Origin of the sequence: Pseudarthrobacter sp. H2 (assembly GCF_050157045.1) — a bacterium.
GTDB lineage: Bacteria > Actinomycetota > Actinomycetes > Actinomycetales > Micrococcaceae > Arthrobacter.
In genome coordinates, this window is sequence record NZ_CP189594.1 from 4663464 (window position 1) to 4689938 (window position 26475).

The window sequence follows — 26475 nt, forward strand, 5'->3', positions numbered from 1 at the left end:
TCGGAACCTCATCGAACTCGCGGGCACACCGCAAATGGCCAAGGACTAGCGTCGGGTTGCGCACTCGAGTCCTGAAGTTCGGCAGGGTCCGAAGCGGGCCTGGACGACTGCCGACCTCAAGACGCCGTTGACATACTCCTTGGGGAAGCAATCGCTGGTGCTCACGAACGACCAGGGCCGGATCATCTTCAGGAGATCTTGAGAATCGGGACCCGCTGGCCGTCACGACGCGGGCAAGTCAGGAACTTCTTCCCTGCCACCGGGTTCCATAATCCCCGGGGAAACGCGGTGGGATAGTGTCCGCCACAGCAGGCCGATATAGGCGAGGTCAAAGACGCTGCAGAGGGCGCCGACGCCCAGGATGAACGGGGAGTTCCCGTACCAGCCGAACACGATGGTGGGCGCAAGCGTCCCTAGCCACTTGGCGACGGCGATAACCAGGGATTGGCCCCGCGTTCCGCCCCGGGCGGCGTACATGGCGATGAACAGTCCGGACATCAGGAGGTTCTGCAGGAAGGCGGCATACCGGGCGGCGAGCTCCCAGCCGAACTCCACGACGAACAGCAGCTGCACGGCGAAGGATGCGACGCCCAGCAGGAGCGCCCAGCCGATGAAGAGCTTCCGCGTCACCCAGGGCGGCAGTTCGGATCTGCCGAACCTGAGGAAGGTGTACACAATCAGGACGTCGGCCAGGCCCCAGACGATGTTGAAGACGCCCTGGACAGATAATCCCGTGACGACGGAGCGGGAGGCGTGGATGGCCTCCCACGCGAAATTCAGCCCGAGCGCGGCGGCCGGGATCGCGTAGCTCTTGTCCCTGAACCCGATCCGGATGGCCTCGACGTACACCACGGTCCAGGCGAGGCCGCTCACAATTGTCAGGAACAGGATCACGGTTTCCTCCCGGACTCAGGATTGAATGCAACGCGGGGTCACTTAGCGCCCATCCCACGGCACAACATGGGCCGTATCTGACCCCGCGCTGCTTTTGGTTACACCCGGCCCAGCGCGTCGATGTCCTCGAGAAACTGTTCGTGGACCTCGTCGCTCACGGTGGTGCGGGTGTCCGCGATCGCGTCGAGGTAGTCCTGGGTGGCCGGGCCCTTCCGGACGGCAGCCCGGACGGCGACGTCACCGCCGGAAGCCAGCCCGCCGTCGTCGTACACCGCCTTTTCCAGCGCCCGCTGGGAGGCGCTCCGGGCCGCGTACTCGATATCCGCGGGGGAGAAGCCCTCGGTGCGGTCCACCAGCAGTTCCACGTCCACATCGTCCACCACGGCGGCGGGGATGAAGCGCTGCCACATGGCCTCGCGGGCCTGGCGGTCGGGCAGGCCGATGGGGATGACATAGTCGAACCGGCCGTGGCGCAGGAACGCGGTGTCCAGGGCGCGGATGAAGTTGGTGGCGCAGACCAGGATCCGGCCGGGCTGTTCGCGGAAGGCCGGGATGATCTTGAGCAGTTCGTTGGTGACGCCCTGCAGCGGCGACGGCGGTTCGCCCGAACGCTGGGAGGCGATCTCCTCCACCTCGTCGATGAACACGACCGCGTGCTCCAGTTCGGCGATCTCCAGGAACGTCTCGCGCAGCGCGCCGGCCAGCCCCTTGGGGTCCGAGGCCAGCCGGGACGGGAAAACCTCCACGAACGGCCACTCCAGCCGGGAGGCGATCGCCTTCGCGAAGGTCGTCTTTCCGGTGCCGGGCGGGCCGAAGAGGACGACGGCGCGCGGCGGCACCACGCCGTATTCATCGGCGAGATCGGCCTCGGCCAGCGGCAGGACCAGGCGCCGTTCCAGCAGTTCCTTCTCCTTGCGCATGCCGGCCACGTTTTCCCAAAGGTCGCGGGCCAGGATGCGGCCGCCCAGCTGGCCCAGCGCGCCGAGCTCCTGCCGCTGGACGGGGATGGTCCGTTCAAAGTAGCGCAGGTTTTTCTTGAGCACGAAGCCGCGGCCCAGGAATGCCTCCACCCGGGTTTCGGATTCCGGCATCAGCGCGGAGAGCTTGTTCAGCCCGTGCGGGGCCATCCGGTTTTCGACGGCGGCCAGCAGCGAGGTGCCGATCCCGCGGCCGCGGAACTCGGGAAGCGTGGCCAAAAACACGATCCAGCCCTGGTCGTGCGCGGCGCGTCCGACGGCGGCCCCCACCACCGTCTCGCCCTGCACCGCGACGACGGCGTGGTCCTTCTCGCAGGAGGCCAGAACCTCCGAAAGGGCGTAGACCGGCTCGACGTTGGTGGCCTTGAGGGACTCCCAGAGATGCAGGATCCCGTCAAGGTCGGCCGAATGAAAATCCCTGATCCGCCAGGTGGTCATGTGGTGTCTCCCGGATGGTTCGTCGCTGAGCCCGTCTGGGCATCTCTGACGAGCATATGCGAACCTGCCCGGGACTCAGCCTTCGCAGTCGGTGCAGTAGGCGTGGCCGTTTTTCTCGCGGGCGAGCTGGGAACGGTGCCGGACCAGGAAGCAGGAGTAACAGGTGAACTCGTCGTCCTTCTGCGGGATGACCTGGACGGTGAGTTCTTCGGAGATGAACTCTCCGCCCGGGGTTTCCGCGCCGTCGAGGGCATCGGCTTCGTCCAGGTCGCGGACGACGCTGCGGGCGTCCGGGGCGTTGGCGGACTGCAGTGCCTCCAGGGAATTGTTCTGGGATTCCTTGACGTCGGAGCGGGGTTCGTCGTAATCGGTTGCCACGGGGGTGGTTCTCTTTTCTCGTTTGGGGGGTCGGCTATGCAACATACACCATCCCGTCATTATTTCCTAACCTTGGTGCACAATGAACACATGTGCGGCAGATATGTGATGGCCCGGGCGACCGGTGACCTGTTGAGCTACTTCGATGCCCAGGTGGCCGAGGGTTCCGCCCCGCCACCGAGCTGGAACGTCGCGCCGACCGATGACGTCCCGATTATTGCCGAGAAGGCCTCCGGTGACGGGCCCGAGCGCCGGCTGCTGATCGCCCGCTGGGGCCTGGTGCCGTCCTGGGCGAAAGACGTCAAGATCGGCTCGAAACTGATCAACGCGCGCAGCGAAACGATCCTGGACAAGCCAGCGTTCCGGAAGGCAGCCGTCAAGCGCCGCGCGCTGGTCCCTGCGGAGGGATACTACGAGTGGGAGAAGACGGCGGACGGGAAGAAGATCCCTAACTACCTCTACTCCGAGAAGGACGAACTGCTGGCCTTCGCCGGGCTGTACGAATTCTGGCCGGACCCGTCCCTGCCGGAGGATGATCCGCACCGGTGGCTGCTCAGCTGCACCGTCCTGACCACGACGGCCCACGATTCCCTGGGCCATGTCCACGACCGGGCCCCGGTGATCGTCCCCCGGGAGATGTACGCCGACTGGCTGAACCCGGACATCACCGACAAGGAGGCCGTGCAGCATCTCCTGGAGAGCATCCCCGAACCTGTCCTGACCCCGCGCGTGGTCACCGACCGGGTCAACTCGGTCCGCAACAACGGCCCGGAACTCATCGAGCCGGCCTGAACGTCACCACGGTGCCGCTTTAGAACTGCCAGGCGCCGAAGCGTCCGACGGCGACGAAGAGTGCCAGGGCCGCCAATATGAGGTTGATGCCGATCGCCTGCTTTTCACCGCGTTTGGCGTGGGTGACGGCAGCGCCGATCATGACGACGGCGAGGCCGGTTGCCGCGAGCGGTACGAGGACGGGGGTGATGCCGGTGACGGCCGGGAGGATCAGCCCGAGGGCTCCGAGCACTTCCACGGCGCCGATGGCCTTGACCGAGCTCGCGGTGAAGTCGCCGGCCCAGGCCATTCCGGAGGCCGCCAGTTTTTGCTGCGGCTGGGCCATTTTCATGATGCCGGCGGCGAGAAAGGCCAGGGCGAGAAGTCCGGTGACGATCCACAGGGCGATGTTCATGATGTTGGTTCCTTCGGTTCGGGTGTGCGCTTGGTGTCGCACGAATTAATATTTATTTGATACTGCAAATAATGCAGCCGAAAGAAATGCGGCGTCAAGTAACCACGGGTAGACTTCCTTTATGACGGAACCCCGGTGGCTCGATGGGCAGGAGCACGAGGCATGGCTGGCGCTGGCAGCCATGATGTTCACGCTTCCCGCGGCCCTGGAGTCCCAGCTGCAGCGGGATGAGGATCTGACCCTGGCCGGCTATATGGTGCTCGCCATGTTGTCTGAATCGGCGGAGAGGCAGATGCGGATGACGGAGCTCGCCGCGGCGGCCAGCACTTCCCAGTCACGCCTCTCCCGCATTGTGTCCCGTCTTGAACAGCAAGGGCTGGTGGCGCGGACCATGGCTGCGGAGGACCGCCGCGCGGTGCTGGCCCGCCTCACCGACGCCGGGATGGCAAAGATTGCCGCCGCAGCGCCCGGCCATGTGGAGGCGGTCCGTTCCCTCGTGTTCGACCGGCTGGGCCGGGATCAGGTAGCCCAGCTGGCTGCCATTGGCCAGGCGGTCCATGGTGATTCCTGCGCCCGGCCCGGGCAGGAGGCCACACCTTCCCGGCCGCATGAAGCCGCGGAGTAAACGGCACGAACGTACCGGATTTCCCTTGAATCCCGCCGGACGGCGGGTTTAGACTGGTATTTCACCCAAAACGGCACGTTCATACCGATCCGAAGGGGCCTGCATGACGCCGGAAGCATTCCCTGACCGGCTCGCCGCGGAGGTCCGGGCGCGGCGCGGGGCGCTGCGGCTGAGCCAGCGGGACCTCGCCGAGCTTGCCGGAGTGTCGGAGCGTTTCGTGCGGTTCGTCGAGCAGGGCAAACGCAGCGTCCAGCTGGACTCGCTGCTGGCGCTCCTGGGCACGCTCGGGCTCGAGCTGCGGCTGGGCACCCGGACCAGCTCCGCCGCCCTCGCGCTCGCCGGCGAGCCGGCGCTCGAAGTCGACCCGGCCGCCGTCGACCCGGCACCCCGGGACCCCCAGCCGTGAAACACCGGGTCGCGGACGTCTACAAGGCCGGGGTGCTGGCGGCGCGGCTGGAACGGCACGGCGGCGGCACCAGGTTCAGCTACCTGCCGGCGTACCTGGCCGCGGCCCGGCCCGCCGTCGCGAGTTCCCTGCCGCTGACCGTGGAACCGGTGTTCTCAGCGGCGGGTGCCGCGCCGCCGTATTTCACCGGGCTGCTGCCGGAGGGGCGCCGGCTGAACGCGCTGCGCCGCTCGGTGAAGACGAGCGTGGATGATGAACTCTCGCTGCTCATCGCGGCCGGGGCGAATCCGGTGGGTGATGTGCAGATCGTGGGCCACGGCGAGAAGCTGGACCCGGACGAGCACGCCGTGCGGCTGGATCCGAAGACGCCCGTGGATTTCGATGCCCTGCTGGGGGATTCGGGGCTGATCGATCCGGTGGCGCTCGCCGGGGTGCAGGACAAGCTGTCCGCCGGGATGATTTCGATGCCGGTGGCGAGGGCGGGCCGGCGGTTCATCCTCAAGCTCAACGCGCCGGAGTTCCCGCATGTGGTGGAGAACGAGTTCGTGATGTTCCGCTACGCGGCGAAGCTGCGGATCCCGCTGAGCCGGGTGCAGCTGATCCGCGATGTCGCCGGCCGGCCCGGGCTGCTGGTGGAGCGCTTCGACCGGATCCCTGTGGCGGGCGGGGCGCCGGATGCGGTGGAGCGTCTCGCCGTCGAGGACGGGGCGCAGGTGCTGGGGCTGTACCCGGCGGACAAGTACAACGTGGGGTACGGGCAGGTGTGCCGTGCGCTGGCGGCGTATTGTGCGGCGCCGCTGCCGGCGTTGCGGAACCTGGCGGTCCAGGCGGCGTTCGCGTGGCTGAGCGGGAACGGGGACCTGCATGCGAAGAACGTGTCCATGGTGCAGCAGCCGTCGGGGGAGTGGTCCATCGCCCCGGTGTACGACATCCCCTCCACCGTGGTCTACGGGGACAAGACGCTCGCCCTCACGCTGGACGGCAAGCGCACGGGGATCTCGCGGAAGCATTTCCTGGCCTGGGCGAACGGGCTCGGGCTGACTGAACGCGCGGCGGTCCAGGTGCTGGAACTCGGGCTGAAGGCGTCCGGCCCGCTGCTGGCGGATCTGGAGGCGGGTACGGCGTTTGCGTCAACGCGCGACGACGGCGGCTCGCCGTTCGCCGCGATGGTCACCAGGGCATGGGTCAAGGAGCTCAAACACCGGCGCAGGCTGCTGGAAGGGTGAGGCCGGCGGCACCGGCAGGGACCGGCGTCGGGCGTTCTTCAGAGCTGGCGGATCAGAGGTGCTGGATGCCGGCGCGCTGCATGGCGTCCTTGTAGACCTCGACGTTCTTGGCGAGGAGTTCCTCCTGCTTGGCTGCCGAGACGGCGAAGGCGCGGCCGCCGAGGGCGGTGGCCTTGTAGATCTTGACGCCGTGGTTCTTCAGCGAGGAGTGGTAGGTCTTCTCGAAGAGGGTCAGGAAGGCATGGGCGTCGGCGCCGTGGGCGATGACGGCCGAGACGCGCTTGTTGATCTTCAGGAACTGGCGGAAGGGGCGCAGTCCGTCCGTCTTTTCCTGGACGTTCAGGGCGGAGGGCAGTTCGGGGTCGCGGACCCACGGGTAAGCGTTCCACGGCATCACGTAGCGGGGGTCCAGTTCGGCGGCCTCGTAGATGGAGGTCGCGCGGCGGGCCGCCTCGTCGTCGTTGAAGTGGGAGACGAACCCAGATTCGGTGCCCTTGCCCGGGGTGATGTGCAGGCTGACGATCCGGCACTCGTCCTCGTCATGGATGGGGTCGATGTAGGGGACGACCGACCCCGGCTTCTTCTCCATCAGTTCCTCGCAAAGCTGCGTCACGGCAGCGATGTTCGGTTCCTGCAGCAGGGCCTTTTTTTCGTCCCAGTCAATCGTCACGATTTCTCCCTCAGCGCTTCGCGTCCAGAATCAGGCGTCTGCTCCCACTCTACGCGTTCGGGTGAAGGGGCGCCTTTTCGGTGGTGCTGCGGAACGGCCCGGAGTAATCTTAAAGATGCCTGCAGGTCACCGTCAGATGTACGCCGGGCTGTCATGGACCATCAAAAGTCCGAGCCGTCTCATAGCGAGATCGCGAAGGTACCTGCAGGTCTTGCGTGCCCGGGCCTGCCGGCTCTCACTCCCTGCCCTCCAGCTGGCGGATCGATTCCATCAGGCGGCGGGGATCACCCTGCGTCCGTACCATGGCAGACTCGACGAAGGCGGCGACCGCCGGGCGGATCCTGTCGGCAAAGAGCGGCAGGCCGACCCTTTCGAAGTGGCCCACGAGATCGAGTGCCAAGAGTTGCGGGTTCTGGTACGCCCCCGCCTGCTCCACGACGCAATGCGCCGTCGCCTGGGGATAAAGGTCGAACTGGTCCAGGAGGAAATCGTCGGGAGACACCACGGAAATGTCGTAGGGCCGCGTCGAGGAGACCGGAAAGTCCTTGAGGTTGTAGGTAACAATCACAGCGGCATTGGCCCGGACCGCTGCCGCCAACACATGCCGGTCCTTCGGATCGCAACTCATCGAAGGAACCAGGTCCTCGAAGTTTTCCACCATCGCATCCGGAAAGTGTTCGCGCATGGCGTCGACGCGGCGGCGCGCCGGCACTTCCTTCACCCCGGCTTTTTTGACGAGGTTCCGCTCCAGCTCCAGCAGGATCTCTTCTGACCACAGTGCCCTGTATGTTTTCGCCTCAGCCAGGCGCAGGAGCAGATCGGCCAGTGAGATCGGCAGGAGGGTGCAGGTGTCAAGGAGCGCAGCGAAGGCCACGTCCTACCGCGTCCTGTGATCGATCTCCAGGGTCGCAAAGTACGACCCGTCCTCCATCGAATCCGCCGACAGCTCGTCCAGGGCGCGCCGCCGTTCGGCCCGTGCTGATGCTTCATACGCGACGAGGTCTTTCAGGAGGATCCTGCGGTGGCGGCCAACTTTGGAAAAGGGAATCCGGCCTTGCTCCAGAAGCTTGATGAGGGTGGGTCTGGAAATCCCTAAGTGCTCCGCGGCCTGCTGGGTTGTCAACTGGCTGTCAGTGGGCACCACGGTGACACCCCGCCCGGAAGAGAGTGCCTCGGTGACTTGCACCAGCGCCTCGTAGACTTCCGGCGGGATTTCGGTGGCGTTCCCCTCGGCATCCACTATTTGGAGCCGTGCCGGAGCCTCCGGGGCGCTCCGGGACGAAAGATGGGCGGCCAGCGCCGCGGCAAAGTTGGTGAACTCCGCCAGCCGCTCAGCCCCGGCCAGGTAGGTGCGTCGATCTTCAAATACTGGGGTCGCGTTCACATTTACCTCCGGAACCAGCTTATTCGAAATATTCGAAAAGTGTCAACGGGGGCCGCCGCTGGAAGTGCTGACCTGCAGCTCCTCGTAAACAAGTTCACTCAGCATCTTCAGCAGCGCGTGCATCTTGGTCTTGTCGCCCAGCGCCTGGAGGCTCAGGTTGTAGTGGCTGTCCATGGAGTTCGATACGGCGTCGGTGACAGCCTTCTCCAGGTGCGGGCTGCTGCCGAAGTGGCTCCGTGAATTGTTCTGGGCCTGCTTCTGCAGGGTCTCGTTTTTCACGAGCTCCCGCCGCACGCCTTCCACGAAGTGCGCAGGCCAGGGCACGAGGTGCTAGCCGATCAGAGCCCCTGCGATCCTTGCGGCAAGCACATCGACTTCCGCTAGCCTCGGTCTTTCATGAGGGAGTGGCTGGAACGCGTGTTTAAAGCCTGAAAGGTGCCCTGACGTGGGAAAATGTAGTTACCACACAACATTTTTCATGACACATCAGGAGCACCCTGCAGGTGAGTTACTTTACCGGCTTTTACCCGTCTGTCCGTGTTGATTCTTCCGGGGACGGGGTGGTGTCGCAGGCTGGCGGGGTGATCCTGACGTCGATGGTGAAGGGGGCTGGTCTTGGCGCTGGTTTGTCGGAGGCTTTGGAGCCGTGGCGCAAGCCCTTTGCCACGCACGACCCGGGCAAAATCCTCACCGACCTCGCCCTGTCGTTGGCCACGGGCGGCGACAGTGTGTCTGACATTGACCGGCTTCGCAACCAGCCCGAGGTGTACGGGCTCGTGGCCTCGGATCCGACGATCAGCCGGCTGTTCAAGATCCTGGCAACAGTAAAGCCTGCCAGGGCGCTGGCGGCCATCAACGGCGCCCGCGCCAAGGCTCGGGCCCATGTGTGGGCGCAAGCCGGGAAGGATTCACCCCTGCACGCGGTGAGCGCCGGGAATCCGCTGGTCATCGACCTCGACGCGTCCCTCCTGAATTCCCATTCAGAGAAGGAAGACGCCCGTCCAACGTGGAAGAAGGGCGTCGGATTCCACCCGCTGTGTTCCTTCCTTGACCACGGGATTCTGGGCACCGGTGAGCCGCTGGTGACCCTGCTGCGGCCCGGCAATGCCGGCTCCAACACGGTCAGTGATCACATCCAGGTCGTGAAGGACTCTGTCAAACAACTCCCGAAAGGGTACCGGTCGGGGAGGAAGATTATGATCCGCACCGATTCCGCCGGCGGCACGCACGGGTTCCTGGACTGGCTGACTGCCAAGGGTCGCAACTTCTCCTACTCCGTGGGGTTCCCGATCCACGGTGCGGTGGCCGCTGTCCTGCCCCTGGTCGCCAAAGACGGGTGGACCAAGGCGTACGACAGCGACGGGGTTGAGCGTGACGGCGCCTGGGTCGCCGACATCACCGGCATGCTGGACCTGTCCTCATGGCCTGCCTGCCGGGATGCGGGTCATCGTCCGCAAGGAAATCCCGCACGTCGGCGCCCAGCTGCGGATCACCGACATCGACGGGCACCGGTACACGGCCATCGCGACGAACCAGGAAAAGGGCCAGCTGGCCACGTTGGAGGTCCGCCACCGGCTCCGGGCACGCTGCGAGGACAGGATCCGCAACGCCAAAGACACCGGCCTGGCCAACCTGCCCTTCCACGCCTTTACCGGCAATGAACTCTGGTGCCACGTGGTCATGCTCGCCGCTGAGATCATGGCCTGGACCCAAATGATTGCCTTCACCGGCACAAAGGCCAGACGCTGGGAGCCTAAGAAACTCCGCGCCAGGCTGTTCGAAATCGGCGGCAAAATCGCCAGCCACGCCCGCCAAACCACCTTGCACCTGGCCGCGACAGCACCGGACGTGACGCTGCTGCTCAAAGGAATGAAACGCCTCGCAGTACTGAGCCGCCATAACCTGGACCGCCAACCGTCCGCCGCTCATCCAGAAAGCACCAGCATCACTGACCGGTGTGGAACCTGTCACCGACAACCGCCATCAGGCCAGCGGTCCAAATGTCACACCCAAATGCCACCATAGGAACCGTCAGGCAGCCGGTAAGCCCAGACCCACTGGAAACCACGCCTCATGAAAGATCGAGGCTAGTAACAATGCCGTTCACTTAGAGTAGTTGTGTTAATCTTTCGGCATGGCGCGTAGCGGATGGGTGACTCCCGAGGGTCCTGAGCGGTTGAGTGACCACGTCTCGCTCGGTGTTTTGACGCGGGTTTTCCCGCCGGATGTCGTTGATGCGGTGATTGGGCGGACCGGGGCCCGTGAGCAGCGGAACCGGTTGCTGCCGTCGCGGTTGATGGTCTATTACGTGATGGCGCTGGCCTTGTTTTCGGCCGGTTCGTATGAGGAAGTGATGCGGTCCCTGCTGGCCGGCATGGAATGGATCACGGGCCGGTTCCGGGACTGGCAGATGCCGACGAAGGCCGCGATCTTCAAGGCCCGGACCCGCCTCGGTTCCGCCGTGATGGCCGAACTGTTCGCCGAGACCGCGAAGCCTCTGGCACTCCCGGGCGGTCCGGGATTCCACGGCTCCTGGCGGCTGGTGTCCGTGGACGGGACCTGCCTGGATCTGGCGGACACGGAGGCCAACGAGCGCGCGTATGGCAGGCCGGGCACGGCCACGGATCTGAAAAGCGCCTACCCGCAGGCGCGGGTGCTCGGCCTGGTCGAATGCGCCACGCACGCGGTGATCGGGGCCGTGGTCTCCGGCTTTTCCACGTCCGAGCACGACCTCTATCCGGGCCTGCTCCACCGGCTGGAGGCGGACATGCTGGCCATGGCCGACCGCGGGTTCTTCTCCTACACGGCCTGGAAGGACAGCTCCGGAACCGGTGCGCAACTGCTGTGGCGGGTCAAGGCCAACGCCGTGCTGCCCGTGCTCGAGGACCTGGCCGACGGCTCCTACCTCTCCGCCGTCTACGCGAACCCGAAGGCACGGCGGAACAACACGGACCCCATCCGGGTGCGCGCGATCGAATACACCGTCAGCACCGGCGACACGAGCAGCGAATTCCGGCTGATCACCACGATCCTTGACCCGCACGCCGCCTCCGCGGAGGACCTTGCCGAAGCCTACGCCAAACGCTGGGAAATCGAGTCCTGCTTCGATGAACTCAAAACCCACCAGCGCGGCCCCGGGACCGTGCTGCGCTCCAAAACCCCCGACGGGGTCCTGCAGGAAATCTACGGATACCTCTGCGTGCACTACGCCATCCGGTCCCTCATCGGCGACGTCGCCCACCACTTCGAGGAAGACCCCCTGAGGTTCTCTTTCACCCGCACCCTCCGGGCAGTACGGCGTTCCCTCGCCGCGCGCCCGGCTATTTCCCCCTGAGCGTCTGGCGGAGGCCTTCACGGTCTTCTGCCGCGAAATCCTGCATGAACTGCTGCCCCCGCGCCGGCCAAGAACCAACCCCCGCGTCATCAAAAGGAAAATGTCGAACTGGCCACTCAAGCGAATACCAAAAAAGCCTAAGTAAACAGTATTGAGGCTAGTAACGCTTCTGGAGCTTGATCCAAATTCAAGGCATGGCAGTGGATGGTCACGTCAGGGGGGTTGACGACATAGGACTTGGGGTCTTCCTCGCCTTTTGCGTACACGAGATGGCCGTCTTTCAATTCATATTTCACGCAGTAAGCCAGCATCTGGTAAACATCGGCGTTCGGGAAGCGACCGTGCTTCTCCGCCTTGTACTTGGCGTCGACGACGGCACGGACCGAGCCGTTCGAGCGCAGCAAGATGTCGGGCTTGATCACCAGCTCTTCCTTCTGGTCGAGGTACGAAGAAGACTGGAGGTGAACGCTCTCTCCGTGCCGGGAGAGACTCTCGCGGAGGGCCGCTGAGACAAAATCCTCAAAAATCCGCCAGGTGTCGAAGAGGAACCCAGAGGCTGCATTCGCTCCTTTGCGGTGCTCCAAAGATGAATTAGCCAAGATGAGCCTCGACAGTCCCACCGCAGACTTATACCTGTCATTCAACCGATGGAAGCGCACCGGCGGCAGCAAAGCTCCGCCCGGTATGGCTGTCACGCCTTCAAGCCGCTGCGTCAGTTTCTTGATGGCAGTCCTATCTGAGGTGCGCAACGTCGGCAAGTCCAGAAGCCTCAGTGAAGCCGAAAGCAGCAATTGGTTTTCGGCCGTATCGACGGTGAACTCGTCGAAAATGATCTGTGCAGGCAAGGCCAATCCACCACGGCGGCCGATCTGGGCTGGTATGTCCATTCGTCCTCGAACCAGAGGCGCGGCGTCATCAAACGTTTCGTAGGATTGAAGCATTCCTCGGGAAAGAGCGAAGCCTGCCTGTCGAATGAAGGATACTGCGATGGTATCGAGCAGCGTATCGTCGCTGCCGATGGCGACGTCGTGGTCTTGCCAGATGGTCCGATCGCGTGCATAGCCCATCATGAAGAACAGCCGGGCGATGGGAATCTTGGGGGCGATTTCCACCTGCCATCCATCAACGTTGATGACGCCGACTTTGCTGATGCCCGAGATTGTCCACCTCCCGTCGCCAAGAGGATTGACATTGGCCACGCCCAGCCTCGGGATTGCAGCCGCGACGACGTCAGGAAGCGATACCGACGCTTCAAACCCGCCCTCCTTGAGAGTTATGCGTTCCATGGGCTACTCGACCGGCGCCTCGATTGTCCGAGCAGCCACCGCGACCTCTCGGCGCAGGGCCTCGAGGCCGTAGGTCTTTTCGACATCCAAGCCTTCGCCAAAATGGTGCTCGGCCAGTAAGGGCAAGATGTCGTACTCCCAGATATCCTCGAGCTGGCCCGTTTCGAAGGCGCGTTGTGCGGGCATCAGATAGCTCGGCCCCACCTTGAACTCAGAATCGCCGATGCGCCGGTTGAGCGCCCTCAGAAGATGCGCAGGCTCAGCGTCAAGATTGTGGTGCTGCAGCCATTTCTCAAGAACCTGTTGTGTCGGGTATCGGTCCGGGTGCAGCTCAATGAAGGAAAATCGCCGACGCATGGCAGCGTCGAGTAGTGCGATAGATCGGTCTGAGGTATTCATTGTGCCGATGATGAACAGGTTGGACGGGAGTTCGAAGAAGTCGTCATCATTACGGCTGTACTGCAGTTTTATGGGCCTGTTGCGATATTCAAGCAGAAAATACAGCTCACCAAAAATTTTGGCCAGATTCCCTCGGTTGATTTCATCGATTACGAGTACATAGTTGAATTCCGGGTTTCCGGTAGCTTGATCCACTATCCGCCGCAACGGCCCGTCCTTGAGTTCATAGCTCAGATTGCCCGAGTCCGTGGTCACTGGACGGTAGCCCTGGAAGAAATCCTCATATGAGTAGCTCGGATGGAACTGGACAAGCTCCGTGTATTTGGTGTCGCCCGCTATGTGCTCAGCCAAGGCCATGGCGAGGTAAGTCTTTCCGGTTCCGGGAGGTCCGTAGAGGATGACCTGGCGGCGGCGTTCGACCAAATTCAGCTGCTTCTGGAGCCAGGCTTCGTCGATGTGGAGGCGTTGCGAAAGTTCCGCCCTAGCTTTTGGAAAGACTCGGCTGTTCGAAACCCCAGCGACTGGGGGGAGAATCGGCTCGCTCGGTTCCAGGATGGTGGCGGGACCGCGCCACTTAGGAAGAAAAGCATCGCTGTAGAAGTCCACAGGGCCGTTTTCCGATTGCTGCAGGTTCAGCACGATCTGGAAGAGATCCTCGTCGATGTCGCCGGCCGACTGCCCGATTTCTCCGAGGAACCTGTCGCGCACCGCCTGCTTGTCGGTATTTGGCACCATAGAAGTGAAGTAGTCGGGCCTGCCGATGTAGAGCAGCGAATTTCGCTGTGTTGGATAAGTGTTTCCGGGCACCGAGAGTATGAATTTCTTCCATGACTGCGGATCGTCGAGGATCTTCTCTTGATTCTCAGAACCGAGCCGGAGCCATTCATCGACCAGACGGACATGGATGCTGATGGCAGGATGAGCCTGGCCCACCATCCACATGCCGGGGTGATACACCCCGTCCTTCAGGGCGTCGCGGATCTCCCGTGGCACCTCGACTGGATGAGTCATGGACGAGAGAATCTTGTCGATTCGGGCAAGCTTCGCGCGTTCGCCCATCGCGCTCTTGTGGAACGGAAGCAATTGCCACGTAGTGAGTTCGGCCAGCAACAACTTCGTATCGTCATCAAGACCAGCAAGTTGGACTTCCAACTTCGTCAAGAAGTCGGTTCCCTCCACGTCCACTGCGCTAACGAAATGATTGAGGAGGGCATCGACATTCGGCTTGGTCCAGACAGAGCGCCCGGGGAAAAACACCGAACTGGATTGAGAGAGACCCCTCTCACGGAAGAGCTGAGCCGCGGTTCGAACGCGCTCTTCGCTACCATGCCGGGCAACAATCGTTGTTCGCAGGAGCTCCGCTTTCTTCTGCCTGTTCTGCTTGCTCCACTCGTTGTAGCGGGAACGTGCCTCGAGGGCCAATGACTCGTCGTCGGGGAATTCGCCCAACGCGGATTTGCCGGCTTCAGTGATCTTCCACAGCCCGTCGCTTTCCGGGTTCTTCCAGAGCCATCCGGCCTTCTTCAGATCCTCTGAGGCCCACGAGAGGTTGGCCGGACCTCGGATCCCTCCACTCGGGAGCGTCTCGAGTTCGTGATCGGTCCACGGCACGCGATCCGCAGCGAGTGCCATGATTCCGTCGTCACCCGGCTTGTTATAGAGGCCCTCTGGGCGCTCCGTCAGTAGCTGCAGGATCAGTCGCGATCGAGGGATGTTTCCACTTGGAGATGCCATGTTCGGTCCTGGTCTGTAGATTCGATGTCCTTCATGAGTCTGCATCATGGGTGTAAGCATGGGAGTGATTCATTACGTCCTGCCGGACTGTGTCTATCCGAGGACCTGCGCACGCGCATCGATCCCCGACCACTCAGGGATGCTGCCGCTGACCGTCCCAACCGATCTGGAACAGACGCCGCGTCCGGAGTTGCCCGGACTGGGAACCCCGCGGGGGACTCCGCCGACGATCCGGCGATCACCCTGGTGGGCTGCTGACGTTTCATCGACCGAGGCGTCGATTGGGGTAACTGGGTTCGGGCCACCCGGGGCCATTGACACCAGCAGGCGGCGGCCTACCATTGGGCGCATCACGCGTTTCGGGACGATACGTGTGATGTGCATTCCGGTGGTAGCAGGTCGCCGAGGTGCGGTCGCTTTCCACCCGACCGTGGAGCGCCCGCTGATGCGCGGGAGGCTCCTTTTAAGCAGGGAGCAATGCCGTGGCGCTTTCCGTGGTTGCTCACAAGGTTGCCGACTACGCGTGCAGGGCCACGGGCGCCAAGCACGCACCCCGCCGTCGGGCCGATGCGCCGGCCGTGAACCTGAGGAGATCGTCGTGAACCGGAACAGCTCCGCGAACCCGGACCGCCGTGCGCTGCTGAAAGCGATGGGGGCCGGGGCAGCCGGAATCGCGGCGGCCCCGCTTCTGGCCGCCTGCACCGGTACGGCCGACGGCGCCTCCGGCGGAGATCCGGGCGCCCCCGGCGCCCCCGGCGCGCCTGGCGCACCGGCGTCGTTGCTCCCTGCGCCGGAACCGCAGGTGAAGCCGCTGCTGGACCAGCAGAAGGTCAACGACGCCCTGGCCAAGCTCGACGGGGTGATCCAGGGTGCCATGGAGAGCACCGGCGTCCCCGGGATCGCCGTGGCCGTGGTCTACCGGGACCAGACGGTCTACGCCAAAGGCTTCGGCGTGCGGGAGTCCGGCAAGCCCGGGACGGTCGACGCCGATACGGTCTTCCAGCTGGCCTCGGTGTCCAAACCGCTGGCCTCCACGGTGGCGGCCGGCGCCGTGGGCCGCAAGGCCCTCAGCTGGACCGACCCGGTGGTCAGCCACACCCCGGACTTTTCCCTGAAGGAGCCGTTCGTCACCCGGAATGCCACCGTGGCGGACCTGCTCTCACACCAGGGCGGCCTGCACACCGGCGCGGGTGACCTGCTGGAGGACCTCGGATTCGACCAGTCCTATATTCTCAGCCACCTCAACCAGCAGCCGCTGGAGCCGTTCCGGTCCAGCTACAACTACAGCAACTTCGGCTACACCGCGGGCGCCAAGGCTGCCGCCGACGCTATGAAGATGTCCTGGGAAGACCTCGCCGAGGAGATACTGTTCAAGCCCCTGAACATGGCTTCCACCAGCTATCGGCACGCGGACTACGAAAAGGCGCCGAACCGGGCGCTCATCCACGTGCCGGCCGGGAACAGGACGTGGGTCGCCAGATACAGCCGGGACGCCGATGCGGAAGCACCGGCCGGCGGGGCCAGCTCCTCGGTGCGGGACCTGGCCCGCTGGATCCGTCTGCAGCTGGCCAACGGCAGCTATGAGGGCCAGCAGATCGTGGACGCGGAGGCCCTTGGGGTCACCCATGTTCCGCACGCCGTCTCCGGCCTCCCGGCTACCCCCGGCGCACGCACCCGGTTCTACGGTCTCGGGTGGAACGTCTCCTACGACGATCATGCCCGGCTCCTGCTCGGGCACTCCGGAGCCTTCAACCTTGGTGCCGCGACCGCCGTCTCCCTGCTTCCGGGTGAGCAACTGGGCATCGTGGTCCTGACCAACGGCCGGCCGCAGGGCATTCCGGAGGCCATCGGCGCAGGCTTCCTGGACACCGCCCAGAACGGTTCGCCGACGGTCGACTGGCTGGGGTTCACCGCCCGCGTGTTCCGGCAGATCGATGAGTCCGAGAAGCCAAAAGTGGACTACTCCCGCGCGCCGGACCATCCAGCACCTGCGCGGCCCGGCACTTTCTACACGGGCAGCTATGCCAACGCCTATTACGGCCCGCTCACTGTCGCCGCGGACGACGGCGGGCTGGCGTTCGAGCTGGGACCTTCCGGCCGGACCACGAAATTCCGCCTCGCCCCCTTCGACGGCGACACGTTCAGCTTTGAATCGATCGGCGAGAACGGCAACGGCCTGGCGGGGGCCATCTTCACGGCGGGGGCGGGTGGCACGGCGTCGGGTGTCCGGCTCGATTTCTACGACCAGACCGGGCTGGGCACCTTCACTCGGCCCTGAGCCACGGCGGCCAGGCGGTCGCGGGATCGCAGCCACGCGGGACTACGCTGCGACCGCGGCCAAAATCCAGACAAGGGCCTTTCGCCGCCCCTGTCGGAGGGAAGATCCACTGTCTATCCTGTTTATAGAGCGGTGCGATATGTGGTCCGCTGGCCACCGGCACGTTCCGGGAAACCCTTCCGGCCCGGGGGCTGTGATGAGGAGGCGTCCATGTCCAGTCCTGATGTGCCAACGCGCGGGGCGGCCAGGTCCGGTCCGTACATTACTGCCGGAGTCCTGCTGGCCATCGCGGTTGTGGTTCCGCTCCTCGTCCCTGCGTATTCGTCCGACCCGCCGCGCTTGGCCGGCATCCCGTTCTTCTACTGGTACCAGATGCTCTGGGTTCCGATCACCGCGGGCCTGGTGGGCATCTCGTACCGGCTGGTTACCAAGGAGGACCGCCGCCGCCGCGAAGCTGCGCAGGGCATGACCAGCGCCGAGGATGAGCGATGAGCGGGGCCACCGTGCCGCTGGCCGTTCCGGACCGGCCCGTCAACGGCATCGCGCTGACGGTTGTGATCATCCTCTTCGTCGTGGTGGCCGCCGTGGGCTTCCTCGCTGCGCGGTGGCGCCGGGAAGAGGCGACAGGGTTGCACAGCCTGGACGAGTGGGGCCTCGGCGGCCGCAGTTTTGGGACGTGGGTGACCTGGTTCCTGCTCGGCGGCGACCTCTACACGGCCTACACGTTTGTGGCCGTGCCGGCGGCGATGTGGGCCACCGGAGCCGTGAGCGGTTTCTTCGCGGTGCCGTACACGATCGTGCTGTACCCGATCGTGTTCCTGCTGATGAGCCGCCTGTGGTCGGTCTCCCACCGGCATGGTTTCGTCACCCCGGCGGACTTCGTTGGCGGCCGGTACGGCAGCAGGGCGCTGACCGTCGCCGTCGCCGTCACCGGCATCGTCGCGACCATGCCCTACATTGCGCTGCAACTGGTCGGCATCAAGGCCGTGCTCACGGTGCTGGGCCTGGGCAGCGCAGAGAATGTGCTGCTGACGGACCTGCCGCTGATCATCGCGTTCGTGGTCCTGGCCGCCTACACCTACACCTCGGGTCTGCGGGCTCCGGCCCTGATCGCCGTCGTCAAAGATCTGCTGATCTATCTGGCGGTGATCGTCGCGGTGATCTACCTGCCGGTCAAGTTCGGCGGCTGGGACCACATCTTCGATGCCGCCCAGACGAAACTGGACACCGTCAGCCCGGCCACCGGCAAACCCGCCGGGGTCTTCATTCCGGGCGCGTCCAGCTACTCGGCCTACTGGACGCTGGCCCTCGGCTCGGCCCTGGCGCTGTTCATGTACCCGCACTCGATCACGGGCGTTCTGGCGACCAAGAGCAGGAACACGATCCGCAAGAACGCCGCGGTGCTGCCGCTGTACTCGCTGATGCTGGGGTTCCTGGCGCTGCTGGGCTACGTGGCCATCGCGGCCGGTACCAACCCCATCGACTTGAATGGTGCGGTCAACCCCCAGCTGGTGGTGCCGCAGCTGTTCCTGGACCACTTCCCGGCGTGGTTTGCCGGGATCGCCCTGGCCGCCATCGCCATCGGCGCCCTGGTCCCCGCCGCGATCATGTCGATCGCCGCCGCGAACCTGTTCACCCGCAACATCTACCGGGACCTGATCCGGCCCGACGCCGACCCCCGGCAGGAAGCCAAGGTCTCCAAAATCGCCTCGCTCGTGGTGAAGTTCGGTGCGCTCATTTTCGTCATCGCGATGGACCAGTCGGCCGCCATCAACATGCAGCTCCTCGGCGGCATCTGGATCCTGCAGACCTTCCCGGCGATCGTGGCAGGACTCTACACCCGCTGGTTCCACCGGTGGGCGCTCTTCGCCGGCTGGGCCGCCGGCATCCTCTACGGCACCGCCGCGGCCTACAACGTGGTCAACCCGGCCACCAAGGCCCACTTCGGCGGCTCCGTCGCCGTCATCCCCGGTACCGATGTGCCGGTCTACATCGCCCTCGTGGCATTCGCGATCAACCTCATCGTTGCCGTCGTCCTGTCTCTTGCCTTCCGGGCGATGAAGCTCCCTGACGGCAAGGACCTGACCCGTAGCTCCGACTACGGCGCGGACGAGAACGACCCGAAGGTCGCCCAGATCGACCGCGAGTACCCGCCCGGCGGGTTCGGAACCGCCACGTTCTGAAGCGGGCCGGGGCGCCGGCCGGCACGGCGGCGCCCGCGACGCTCCGTAAACTTCAAGGGAACCACCGCGACGCGCCCCGATCCAAGGAACCCATTGCCAGCCACCAGACAAACGCTCAAGGACGAAGGATTTACCGGATTCAGGACCCTCGCGGCCCTGGACATCAACCGGATCCCGCAGAAGCCCGGGATCTTTGCGGTGCTGCAGCCCGAAGGCTTTGAGCCCAGATTCCTGGCCAGGAGCACGGCGGGGATCTTCAAGAAAAAGGATCCCTCCCTCCCGGAAGCGGCCCTGGCCGCCGAATGGGTCGACGTCGCCGACGTCCTCTACGTCGGGAAGGCCGGCCCCGGAAGCAAGGGCAATCGCGGTCTCCGCCGGCAGATCCAGGAGTTCGTCGACTTCGGCAAGGGCAAGCCGCCCGGGCACTGGGACGGGCGGCTGATCTGGCAGATCGCCGACGCCGGGTCCCTGCTCGTCGCCTGGAAGGAGCTGCCCGTCGCGGAGCTCAACCAGGCGGAGGCCCGGTGCCACGCGGAATTCCGCCAACTCCACGGCCGGCTGCCGTTCGCGAACCTGGTCCAGGCCCGGGTCAAGGGAAACTAGGCGCGCGGCGGTGCGTGCGCTGCCCGTGGCAAGAGCACGCCGCGGCAGAGCCTGCTGCGCAGAGCCCGCGCTCCGGCGAAGCCCGCTCCGGCCAAAATCCGGACCAGGGCCTTTCGCCCCCTTCCCCCTGCGGGGCGGACCCGTCATGATGATTGTGGGGCGGTTCCTGCACGGCAGTCGGGGGATGAACCGCTTCGCATAGGCAGTACCGGTCTCGCTACACCTTGGGGAAGGAAATGGCGTTTTGCACTTTCCCGCGTCAGCAGGAAAAGGCAGGAGACCGCGGCCAAATGAATACATGCAGCGAACCTTTAGGCACCAGGACTGCAGATCGTGCCCGCCAGGGAGCTCTGAAGGTTCGATGGACGAGCATGTGAGGAATCCGCGGCTGAAGGTGACGGTCCGGATCGATGACCGTCTGGAATCGTCCCGGATCGAAGTCCACGGCGTGGTCACGGCCGCCAATATCCGCGCGCTGTACGTCGTCTGCCGCCGCGTCACCACGAAGCTGCCGAGCCACGAAATCGTGATTGACCTGACCCACGCCCGGGTATCGGCCGCCGCCATCGAAGAACTGCGCGAACGTGCCCGGCTCTCGTTGTTGTCCTCCGGTATTGACGCTTCGGAAACGCCGTGCCGGCTGCGGATTGTGGACCCGCCGGCCCTCCTCAAAACCAAGGAGCACGTATGAAGGCCCTCGTCTACGGCGGTCCCGGCAAAAAGGCCTGGACGGACGTCCCGGATCCCACAATCCAGAATCCCGGCGACGTGATTGTCAAGGTGGAGACCACCACCATTTGCGGTACAGACCTCCACATTCTTAAGGGTGATGTCCCCGCCGTGACCAAGGGCAGGATCCTGGGCCATGAAGGCGTGGGAACCATCACCGAGATCGGCTCCTCGGTGGCCAGCCTCAAGGTCGGGGACCGGGTCATCATCTCCTGCATCAAGTCCTGCGGGCACTGCGCCAACTGCAAGAGCGGCCTCCACTCCCATTGCCTGGGCGAGGAAGGCCAGCCAGGGATCGGCTGGGTCTTCGGGCACCTGATCGACGGCACCCAGGCCGAATACGTCCGGGTCCCCTATGCCGAGAACTCCCTCCATCTGCTTCCCGACGGCGTGAGCGACGACCAGGCCGTCATGCTCTCCGACATCCTGCCCACGGGGTTCGAGATCGGCGTGCAGTACGGGCGGGTCAAGCCCGGTGACACCGTCGCCGTGATCGGTGCCGGCCCCGTGGGCCTCGCCGCGATCTGCACCGCAGGCCTCTATGGCGCCGCCACCATCATCGCCGTCGACCTGGACGCCAACCGCCTGGAGAAGGCGCGGGAGTTCGGTGCCACCGACGTCGTCCTCTCCGGCGATTCCGACTGGAAGAAGCATGTGCTGGCGCTGACCGACGGGCAGGGCGTGGACGTGGCCATCGAGGCGGTCGGCATCCCGGCGACCTTCAGCATGTGCACGGACATCGTCCGGCCCGGCGGCAACGTGGCCAACGTCGGCGTGCACGGCAAGTCCGTGGAACTCCATGTAGAAGACCTCTGGATCCGGAACATCAACATCAGCATGGGGCTGGTCAACGCCAACACCACCCCGATGCTGCTCAAGCTCGTGGCGCAGAACAAAGTGCCGGCGGAAAAGTTCGCCACCCACCATTTCCGCTTCGACCAGTTCATCGAGGCCTACGACACCTTCGCGCGGGCCGCGGAGACGAAGGCGCTCAAGGTGGTGATCACCGCGTGAACGCCCACGGGTGTCTACGATTCGGCGTTCGGACGGTGCCGGCATCGTTCCCGAACGAATGGTTGAACCCCGAGTTCTGACACGGATCATCTGAAAGGACGGCGGCCATGCGACCAGGCCGGATTGTCATGCTGGTGCTGGGCACGCTCAGCGCACTTCTAGGCCTGGGGCTGCTGGCCGGTGCGGGCGCCGCGGGGTGGGCCAATTACCAGCAGCGCGACGGCGGCTACTTCACCTCGCCGCTGGAACGCTTTTCGGCCGACTCCTATGCCCTGAACTCCCCGCGACTCGATGTCATGACCGGCGGAGGAATGCCCGACGCGGGCCCCGTGGACCTGGCCGGCAGCGTGATGCTGCGTGGCTCGGCCGCCGATCCGGCGAAGGCAGTCTTCATCGGCATCGCGCCGCGGTCCGATGTGGAGGCGTACCTGACCGGCGTCAAACATTCCGAAATCGTCGACGTCAGGTTCGATCCGTTCCGGACGCAGTACCGCGAGGTTTCCGGGACCAAGGCCCCGGCGCGCCCGGCAGACCAGGCGTTCTGGACCGCCTCCGCCACGGGGCCGGGAACCCAGCAGCTTAAGTGGGACCTGCGGTCCGGGACCTGGGCCGTGGTCATCATGAATGCCGATGCCAGCAGCCCGGTGGCTGTTGACCTGCAGGCCGGTGCACGCTCCGAGCTGCTCTGGCCCATCTTCCTCGGCCTGCTGATCAGCGGCATCGTGTTCCTGCTCATCGGCCTGCCCCTGATCGTGGTCGGCGCGGCGGGACTGGGCCGCGGGGGACCACCGTCCTCCCGGCCGGGGCATCCCGCGCAGGGATACGGGACGCCGGCCTACGCCGGCGAGCCCGGCCAGCCGTATCCCGCACAGCCCGGACAGCCGTACGCCGCACAGCCCGGCCAGCCGTACGCGGTGCAGCCCTACGCCGCCGCCTACCCCGGCCCGGGCCAGCAGGCCCGGGGCAGCGTGCCTCCTGGCACGGCGGCCCGCCCGTATCCTGCACGGCTCAGCGGCTACCTGGACCCCAACCTGTCCCGCTGGATGTGGCTGGTGAAATGGTTCCTCGCCATCCCGCACGTCGTCGTGCTGTTCTTCCTGTGGTTCGCCTTCATCGTCACGACGATCGTGGCGTGGTTCGCGATCCTGTTTACCGGACGCTATCCGCGCTCGCTGTTCGACTTCAACGTGGGGGTGATCCGCTGGAACTGGCGGGTGGCTTTCTACTCCTACGGGGTGCTCGGAACGGACCTCTACCCGCCCTTCACCCTGGCGCGCACCGACTACCCCGCGGACTTCGACGTCGAGTACCCCGAGAGGCTGTCCCGCGGACTGGTGCTCGTGAAGTCCTGGCTGCTGGCAATCCCGCACCTGCTGATCGTCGGAGTGCTGACGGGCACCGCCCGGACGTGGACCGCCCGCGACGGGGAATGGGTCCGGGAAAGCTTCGGAATTTCCCTCATCGGGCTGCTGGTCCTCATCGCCGGATTCATCCTGCTGTTCACGGGCCAGTACTGGCGGGGGCTGTTCGACCTGCTGCTGGGCCTGCAACGCTGGATCTACCGCGTCATCGCCTACGTGTCCCTGATGCGGGACGAATACCCGCCGTTCCAACTGGACCTGGGGCCTGCCGACCCGGGAGACGTGCCGGCACTAGCATCCGCCGGGCAGCCGTACGCGGCGCCCCCCGCTGGCGGGACACCCCATGCGGTGCCGGGCGGGCCCGGAACCCCGCCCGAATTTTACGGCGCCGGGGGACCGCCCGTGTCCGAGGGCCCCGGCCGCCCCGCGGGGCAGGGCCCGCCTCCGGGAACGGACAAGCCCGGCCGCGCCGGCCCCGGCCGCCCCGCGGACCTGGACAGCGAAACCTAGCGCTTTCCCCAAGGGCGCCGGAAGGTGCGCCTCTTGCCACCCGCCCGCCTGCAAGAACATAGTTGAGGGAATTTACCACTCCGAGGCGGGAGGCAGGCGACGATGCTGGACAACGGAGCGCCGGGGAACGGTTTGCTGCAGGGCAGGACCGCCCTGGTCTACGGCGGGGGCGGGGCAATTGGCGGCGCCGTCGCGAGGGCCTTCGCGGAAGAAGGCGCTGCCGTTTTCCTGGCCGGACGCACGGAGTCGCGGCTGGAGAAAGTAGCCCGGGACATCCAGGAGGCAGGCGGCAGGGCCGAGATCGCCGTCGTCGATGCCCTGGACGAGGCTCAGGTGGGCACGTTCGTGGACCAGGTCGCCAGGAAAACGAGGCGGATCGACATTTCCTTCAACCTGATCTCGTACGGGGACGTCCAGCAGCCGCTGATGGAAATCTCCCCGGAGGACTTCAGCCAGCCCACCAACAACGCGACGCGGACCCACTTCCTGACCACCCGCGCCGCGGCGCGGTACATGATCAAGCAGCGCTCCGGCGTCGTCCTCATGTTCGGAGGTTCGGGCCCGCAGACCCTGCCGGGGCTCGGCGGCTTCAAGATCGCGCTGGATGCGATGGAGGGGCAGCGCCGGCAGTGGGCGCTGGAGCTCGGTAAACACGGCATCCGGGTGGTCACGATAGTAACGGGCGGCATCGTGGAAACGATTCCCTGGCAGGCCGAAGGCCGCGACGCGATTGTGCAGGAAATCAGCCACGCCGCCCACCTGAACCGGACAGCCACGCTGGAGGACGTCGGGAACGTGGCGGTGTTCGTTGCTTCGGACAGGGCCGGCGCCATCACAGACGCCACGGTCAACATCTCCGGCGGCGCGATCGTTGACTACTAGCCCCGGCTGACGTCACGGTTTCCTCCCGCAGGCCGGCCGGCAACACCCCTGACGCATTAACAGGGCAGAATGGCAGATGTGGTGCCGCACCCGGCGCCGCGGAACCGGACCGGGAGGCAGCAGCCATGCCAGGCAAGCAACTGCCCCGCGGACTCCACTACCGGCTTGCCGCGCTGGCGGTCCTGATCTGCCTGCTTCCCGCCACCGCGGCCCCGGCGAAACAGCCAGGCACGCCGGCGGTTCGCGTGGTGGTCGTGGGCGACTCGCTGAGCACCGGCCATGGGACGTCGCCCGCGGACGCCTGGCCTGCCCTGATCCGGACTGACCCCGTCCTGGCCGGCTTCCAGGTCCACAATGCCGCCGAGAACGGCAGCGGCTACGTCAGCCGCGGCGACCTCGACGGCACCTTCGGCACCCAGGTGGACCAGTTCGTCACGCCAGATACCGGGGTGGTGGTCTTCTTCGGGTCCGAGAACGACATTGGTTACGCCCCGAGCGCCGTGGCCGAGGCTGCCTCCGCGGCGATGACAGGTGCCGCGTCCCTCGCACCGTCCGCAAAGATCATCGTGGTCGGTCCGCCGTCCTACCTGCCGGCCCCCGACCCCGCGCTCGTGGACGTCCGCGAGCAACTCAGGGCCGCCGCGTCCGGGGCGGGTGCCGAGTTCGTTGACCCGATCGAGGAGGGCTGGATCAGCGACGACGTCGACGCGCTCATCGGGCCCGACGGCGACCACCCCACCGTCGCCGGCCAGCACTACCTCCTTGAGCACATCGCCGCGGTTATCGAACAGTCGTCGGCGGAGCCCGATGCCGGCCCGCCTATTCGACCGTGACCTTGATCCGCTGCACCGCGTTGTTGCCCATGCCCTGGTAATTCCACACCTGCTCCAGCGGCTGTGCGGCTCCGCTCGCATCCGTGGCGCGGCAGGACAGCTCGTGGTCGCCGGGATCGGCCACCCACGGCATGCTCCAGGCGCACCAGGCGAAGGGCGCGGCCGGATGCTCCAGATGGGCGGGCGCCCATTTGCCGTCGATGCCCACGTCGACCCGCTGCACCGCGCCCTCCCCGGACCAGGCCCGGCCCGTCAGCATCACCGGCCCGGCGGGCAGGAACCGGCGGCGGGTGAAGAAGTCCGGGACTCCCGGCGGGACCATCAGCGAACGGACCTTCATCCACGTGACCGGCGTCCCGGCGTCGTCGGCGTCCTGCTGGTAGCGGTACGCAACCGCCTGCTGGAACCCGTCAAAGGGCTTGGTCACCACCTTGATCGAGGACAGCCACTTGACGCTCGCCATGCCGTACCAGCCGGGGACCACGAGCCGGAGCGGGTAGCCGTGCTGCGGGGGCAGCTCAGCGCCGTTCATCCGGTAGGCAAGCACGACGTCGGGCCGGAGGGCCTCGGCGATGGGAAGGCTCCGGGCGTACTGCTGGCGGACCCCGCCCTGGATCCCGGCGTCCGCGCCGGTGAACACCACCTCGACGGCGTCCTCGTCCACCCCCGACTGGGACAGGAGATAGGCCAGCGGCACACCGGTCCACGTTGAGGTGCCGACGCCCTCGAGGATCCACGGCTGGCTCAACGGGCGCGGGCGCAGCAGGGACCTGCCGTTGCCCGCGCATTCGAGCGTGACCGGGATGCTGATGCTGGGATCCCTGAGGAGGGCCCGAAGGCTCAGCTCCAGGGACCGTTGCACGGCGCCGCCGATCCGCAGGTGCCAGTGCTCGGCATCGATGAACGGGATGTCGAAGTGGTCCACCAGATAATGCAGGCCGGGCGGCGTGATGTCCTTCCGCAGGGCTTCCAGCGGCATGGAATGGTTCCGCACGGCGAGTTGGAGTTCCTCGGCCGTGAGCGGGCCATTGGTCGGCTCGCCGGAATGCGGCGCGAGCTGCTGGGTCTGCCGGCGCTGGACAGCCGGCGTCCGCTTTGACATCTGCTTGGTCATGGCACTGCCGATCTGCTCCGGACCGGCCCGG

At 65.5% G+C, this 26475-nt stretch carries 25 protein-coding genes and 1 pseudogene; 15 read left to right on the plus strand and 11 right to left on the minus strand.

Going from position 1 to position 26475, the window contains the following annotated elements; all coding sequences use genetic code 11:
• Nucleotides 1-222: 222 nt before the first annotated feature.
• From ACQCSZ_RS21710 to ACQCSZ_RS21720, 3 genes are all read right to left on the minus strand, one after another.
• Nucleotides 223-894, minus strand: coding sequence for a hypothetical protein (locus ACQCSZ_RS21710; protein ID WP_427005685.1), 672 nt, complete (start codon nucleotides 892-894; stop codon nucleotides 223-225).
• A gap of 98 nt (nucleotides 895-992) precedes the next feature.
• Complete coding sequence (locus ACQCSZ_RS21715) at nucleotides 993-2309, minus strand: ATP-binding protein (RefSeq protein ID WP_427005686.1); 1317 nt, start codon at nucleotides 2307-2309, stop codon at nucleotides 993-995.
• A gap of 75 nt (nucleotides 2310-2384) precedes the next feature.
• Nucleotides 2385-2687 carry a DUF4193 domain-containing protein gene (locus ACQCSZ_RS21720; protein WP_211882213.1) on the minus strand — a complete coding sequence of 101 codons (303 nt, stop codon included), beginning with the start codon at nucleotides 2685-2687 and terminating at the stop codon, nucleotides 2385-2387.
• 90 nt (nucleotides 2688-2777) lie between these two features.
• Here ACQCSZ_RS21720 and ACQCSZ_RS21725 point away from each other — a divergent pair, with 90 nt between their 5' ends.
• Entirely contained in the window at nucleotides 2778-3479 is a 702-nt protein-coding gene (locus tag ACQCSZ_RS21725; RefSeq protein ID WP_427005687.1) for an SOS response-associated peptidase, read from the plus strand.
• Between the two features lie 19 nt (nucleotides 3480-3498).
• On the opposite strand, the gene ACQCSZ_RS21730 is transcribed toward ACQCSZ_RS21725, so the two are convergent.
• A complete protein-coding gene (locus ACQCSZ_RS21730) occupies nucleotides 3499-3873 on the minus strand; it encodes a DoxX family protein (protein ID WP_211882217.1) in 375 nt (124 codons plus the stop codon).
• A gap of 121 nt (nucleotides 3874-3994) precedes the next feature.
• Here ACQCSZ_RS21730 and ACQCSZ_RS21735 point away from each other — a divergent pair, with 121 nt between their 5' ends.
• The 3 genes from ACQCSZ_RS21735 (at nucleotide 3995) to ACQCSZ_RS21745 (ending at nucleotide 6130) form a co-directional block, all read left to right on the plus strand.
• Nucleotides 3995-4498, plus strand: coding sequence for a MarR family winged helix-turn-helix transcriptional regulator (locus tag ACQCSZ_RS21735; protein WP_427005688.1), 504 nt, complete (start codon nucleotides 3995-3997; stop codon nucleotides 4496-4498).
• 103 nt (nucleotides 4499-4601) lie between these two features.
• The gene (locus ACQCSZ_RS21740) at nucleotides 4602-4904 is read left to right on the plus strand and encodes a type II toxin-antitoxin system Y4mF family antitoxin (RefSeq protein WP_427005689.1); all 303 of its coding nucleotides are present in this window, start codon (nucleotides 4602-4604) and stop codon (nucleotides 4902-4904) included.
• On the plus strand, nucleotides 4901-6130 hold the full coding sequence (locus tag ACQCSZ_RS21745) for a type II toxin-antitoxin system HipA family toxin (protein WP_427005690.1): 1230 nt from the start codon (nucleotides 4901-4903) through the stop codon (nucleotides 6128-6130). The genes ACQCSZ_RS21740 and ACQCSZ_RS21745 overlap by 4 nt, the downstream gene beginning before the upstream one ends.
• A 52-nt stretch (nucleotides 6131-6182) precedes the next feature.
• On the opposite strand, the gene ACQCSZ_RS21750 is transcribed toward ACQCSZ_RS21745, so the two are convergent.
• The 4 genes from ACQCSZ_RS21750 to ACQCSZ_RS21765 all read right to left on the minus strand — a co-directional run bounded on the left by ACQCSZ_RS21750 (nucleotide 6183) and on the right by ACQCSZ_RS21765 (nucleotide 8508).
• Nucleotides 6183-6800, minus strand: a complete 618-nt coding sequence (locus ACQCSZ_RS21750) for a uracil-DNA glycosylase (protein WP_427005691.1) — start codon at nucleotides 6798-6800, stop codon at nucleotides 6183-6185.
• A gap of 235 nt (nucleotides 6801-7035) precedes the next feature.
• A complete protein-coding gene (locus tag ACQCSZ_RS21755; protein WP_427005692.1) occupies nucleotides 7036-7674 on the minus strand; it encodes a PIN domain-containing protein in 639 nt (212 codons plus the stop codon).
• A gap of 3 nt (nucleotides 7675-7677) precedes the next feature.
• A complete protein-coding gene (locus ACQCSZ_RS21760) occupies nucleotides 7678-8184 on the minus strand; it encodes a helix-turn-helix domain-containing protein (RefSeq protein WP_427005693.1) in 507 nt (168 codons plus the stop codon).
• 42 nt (nucleotides 8185-8226) lie between these two features.
• Nucleotides 8227-8508: a hypothetical protein gene (locus tag ACQCSZ_RS21765; RefSeq protein WP_427005694.1), complete on the minus strand. Its 282-nt coding sequence runs from the start codon at nucleotides 8506-8508 to the stop codon at nucleotides 8227-8229.
• Nucleotides 8509-8687: 179 nt separating this feature from the next.
• Between ACQCSZ_RS21765 and ACQCSZ_RS21770 the strand changes: the two are divergent.
• Together ACQCSZ_RS21770 and ACQCSZ_RS21775 are read left to right on the plus strand one after the other, a co-directional pair.
• Nucleotides 8688-10074, plus strand: a pseudogene (locus ACQCSZ_RS21770) (IS1380 family transposase); the annotation flags it as partial.
• Between the two features lie 244 nt (nucleotides 10075-10318).
• Nucleotides 10319-11518: an IS4 family transposase gene (locus ACQCSZ_RS21775; RefSeq protein WP_427005695.1), complete on the plus strand. Its 1200-nt coding sequence runs from the start codon at nucleotides 10319-10321 to the stop codon at nucleotides 11516-11518.
• Nucleotides 11519-11655: 137 nt separating this feature from the next.
• Here ACQCSZ_RS21775 and ACQCSZ_RS21780 read toward each other — a convergent pair whose 3' ends face one another.
• Nucleotides 11656-12804, minus strand: coding sequence for an McrC family protein (locus ACQCSZ_RS21780; protein WP_427005696.1), 1149 nt, complete (start codon nucleotides 12802-12804; stop codon nucleotides 11656-11658).
• A 3-nt stretch (nucleotides 12805-12807) separates the two neighbouring features.
• Nucleotides 12808-14835, minus strand: coding sequence for an AAA family ATPase (locus ACQCSZ_RS21785; protein ID WP_427005697.1), 2028 nt, complete (start codon nucleotides 14833-14835; stop codon nucleotides 12808-12810).
• 700 nt (nucleotides 14836-15535) lie between these two features.
• Here ACQCSZ_RS21785 and ACQCSZ_RS21790 point away from each other — a divergent pair.
• The 9 genes from ACQCSZ_RS21790 to ACQCSZ_RS21830 all read left to right on the plus strand — a co-directional run bounded on the left by ACQCSZ_RS21790 (nucleotide 15536) and on the right by ACQCSZ_RS21830 (nucleotide 25330).
• Complete coding sequence (locus tag ACQCSZ_RS21790; protein WP_427005698.1) at nucleotides 15536-17215, plus strand: serine hydrolase; 1680 nt, start codon at nucleotides 15536-15538, stop codon at nucleotides 17213-17215.
• Between the two features lie 210 nt (nucleotides 17216-17425).
• Nucleotides 17426-17707 carry a DUF3311 domain-containing protein gene (locus ACQCSZ_RS21795; RefSeq protein WP_427005699.1) on the plus strand — a complete coding sequence of 94 codons (282 nt, stop codon included), beginning with the start codon at nucleotides 17426-17428 and terminating at the stop codon, nucleotides 17705-17707.
• Nucleotides 17704-19398 carry a monocarboxylate uptake permease MctP gene (mctP, locus tag ACQCSZ_RS21800; protein WP_427005700.1) on the plus strand — a complete coding sequence of 565 codons (1695 nt, stop codon included), beginning with the start codon at nucleotides 17704-17706 and terminating at the stop codon, nucleotides 19396-19398. The genes ACQCSZ_RS21795 and mctP overlap by 4 nt, the downstream gene beginning before the upstream one ends.
• A 93-nt stretch (nucleotides 19399-19491) precedes the next feature.
• Nucleotides 19492-20001 (plus strand): hypothetical protein, encoded by a 510-nt coding sequence (locus tag ACQCSZ_RS21805; protein WP_427005701.1) that lies wholly within the window; start codon nucleotides 19492-19494, stop codon nucleotides 19999-20001.
• Nucleotides 20002-20362: 361 nt separating this feature from the next.
• The gene (locus tag ACQCSZ_RS21810) at nucleotides 20363-20692 is read left to right on the plus strand and encodes a hypothetical protein (RefSeq protein WP_427005702.1); all 330 of its coding nucleotides are present in this window, start codon (nucleotides 20363-20365) and stop codon (nucleotides 20690-20692) included.
• Nucleotides 20689-21744: a zinc-dependent alcohol dehydrogenase family protein gene (locus ACQCSZ_RS21815; protein ID WP_427005703.1), complete on the plus strand. Its 1056-nt coding sequence runs from the start codon at nucleotides 20689-20691 to the stop codon at nucleotides 21742-21744. Before ACQCSZ_RS21810 ends, ACQCSZ_RS21815 begins: the two co-directional genes overlap by 4 nt.
• Nucleotides 21745-21851: 107 nt before the next feature.
• On the plus strand, nucleotides 21852-23615 hold the full coding sequence (locus ACQCSZ_RS21820; protein WP_427005704.1) for a DUF4389 domain-containing protein: 1764 nt from the start codon (nucleotides 21852-21854) through the stop codon (nucleotides 23613-23615).
• Between the two features lie 102 nt (nucleotides 23616-23717).
• Nucleotides 23718-24497 carry an SDR family NAD(P)-dependent oxidoreductase gene (locus tag ACQCSZ_RS21825; protein WP_427005705.1) on the plus strand — a complete coding sequence of 260 codons (780 nt, stop codon included), beginning with the start codon at nucleotides 23718-23720 and terminating at the stop codon, nucleotides 24495-24497.
• 125 nt (nucleotides 24498-24622) lie between these two features.
• Nucleotides 24623-25330 (plus strand): SGNH/GDSL hydrolase family protein, encoded by a 708-nt coding sequence (locus tag ACQCSZ_RS21830; RefSeq protein ID WP_427005706.1) that lies wholly within the window; start codon nucleotides 24623-24625, stop codon nucleotides 25328-25330.
• Here the strand turns inward: ACQCSZ_RS21830 and ACQCSZ_RS21835 are convergent.
• Nucleotides 25317-26444 (minus strand): sulfite oxidase, encoded by a 1128-nt coding sequence (locus ACQCSZ_RS21835; protein WP_427005707.1) that lies wholly within the window; start codon nucleotides 26442-26444, stop codon nucleotides 25317-25319. The genes ACQCSZ_RS21830 and ACQCSZ_RS21835 overlap by 14 nt on opposite strands.
• Nucleotides 26445-26475: the final 31 nt, after the last annotated feature.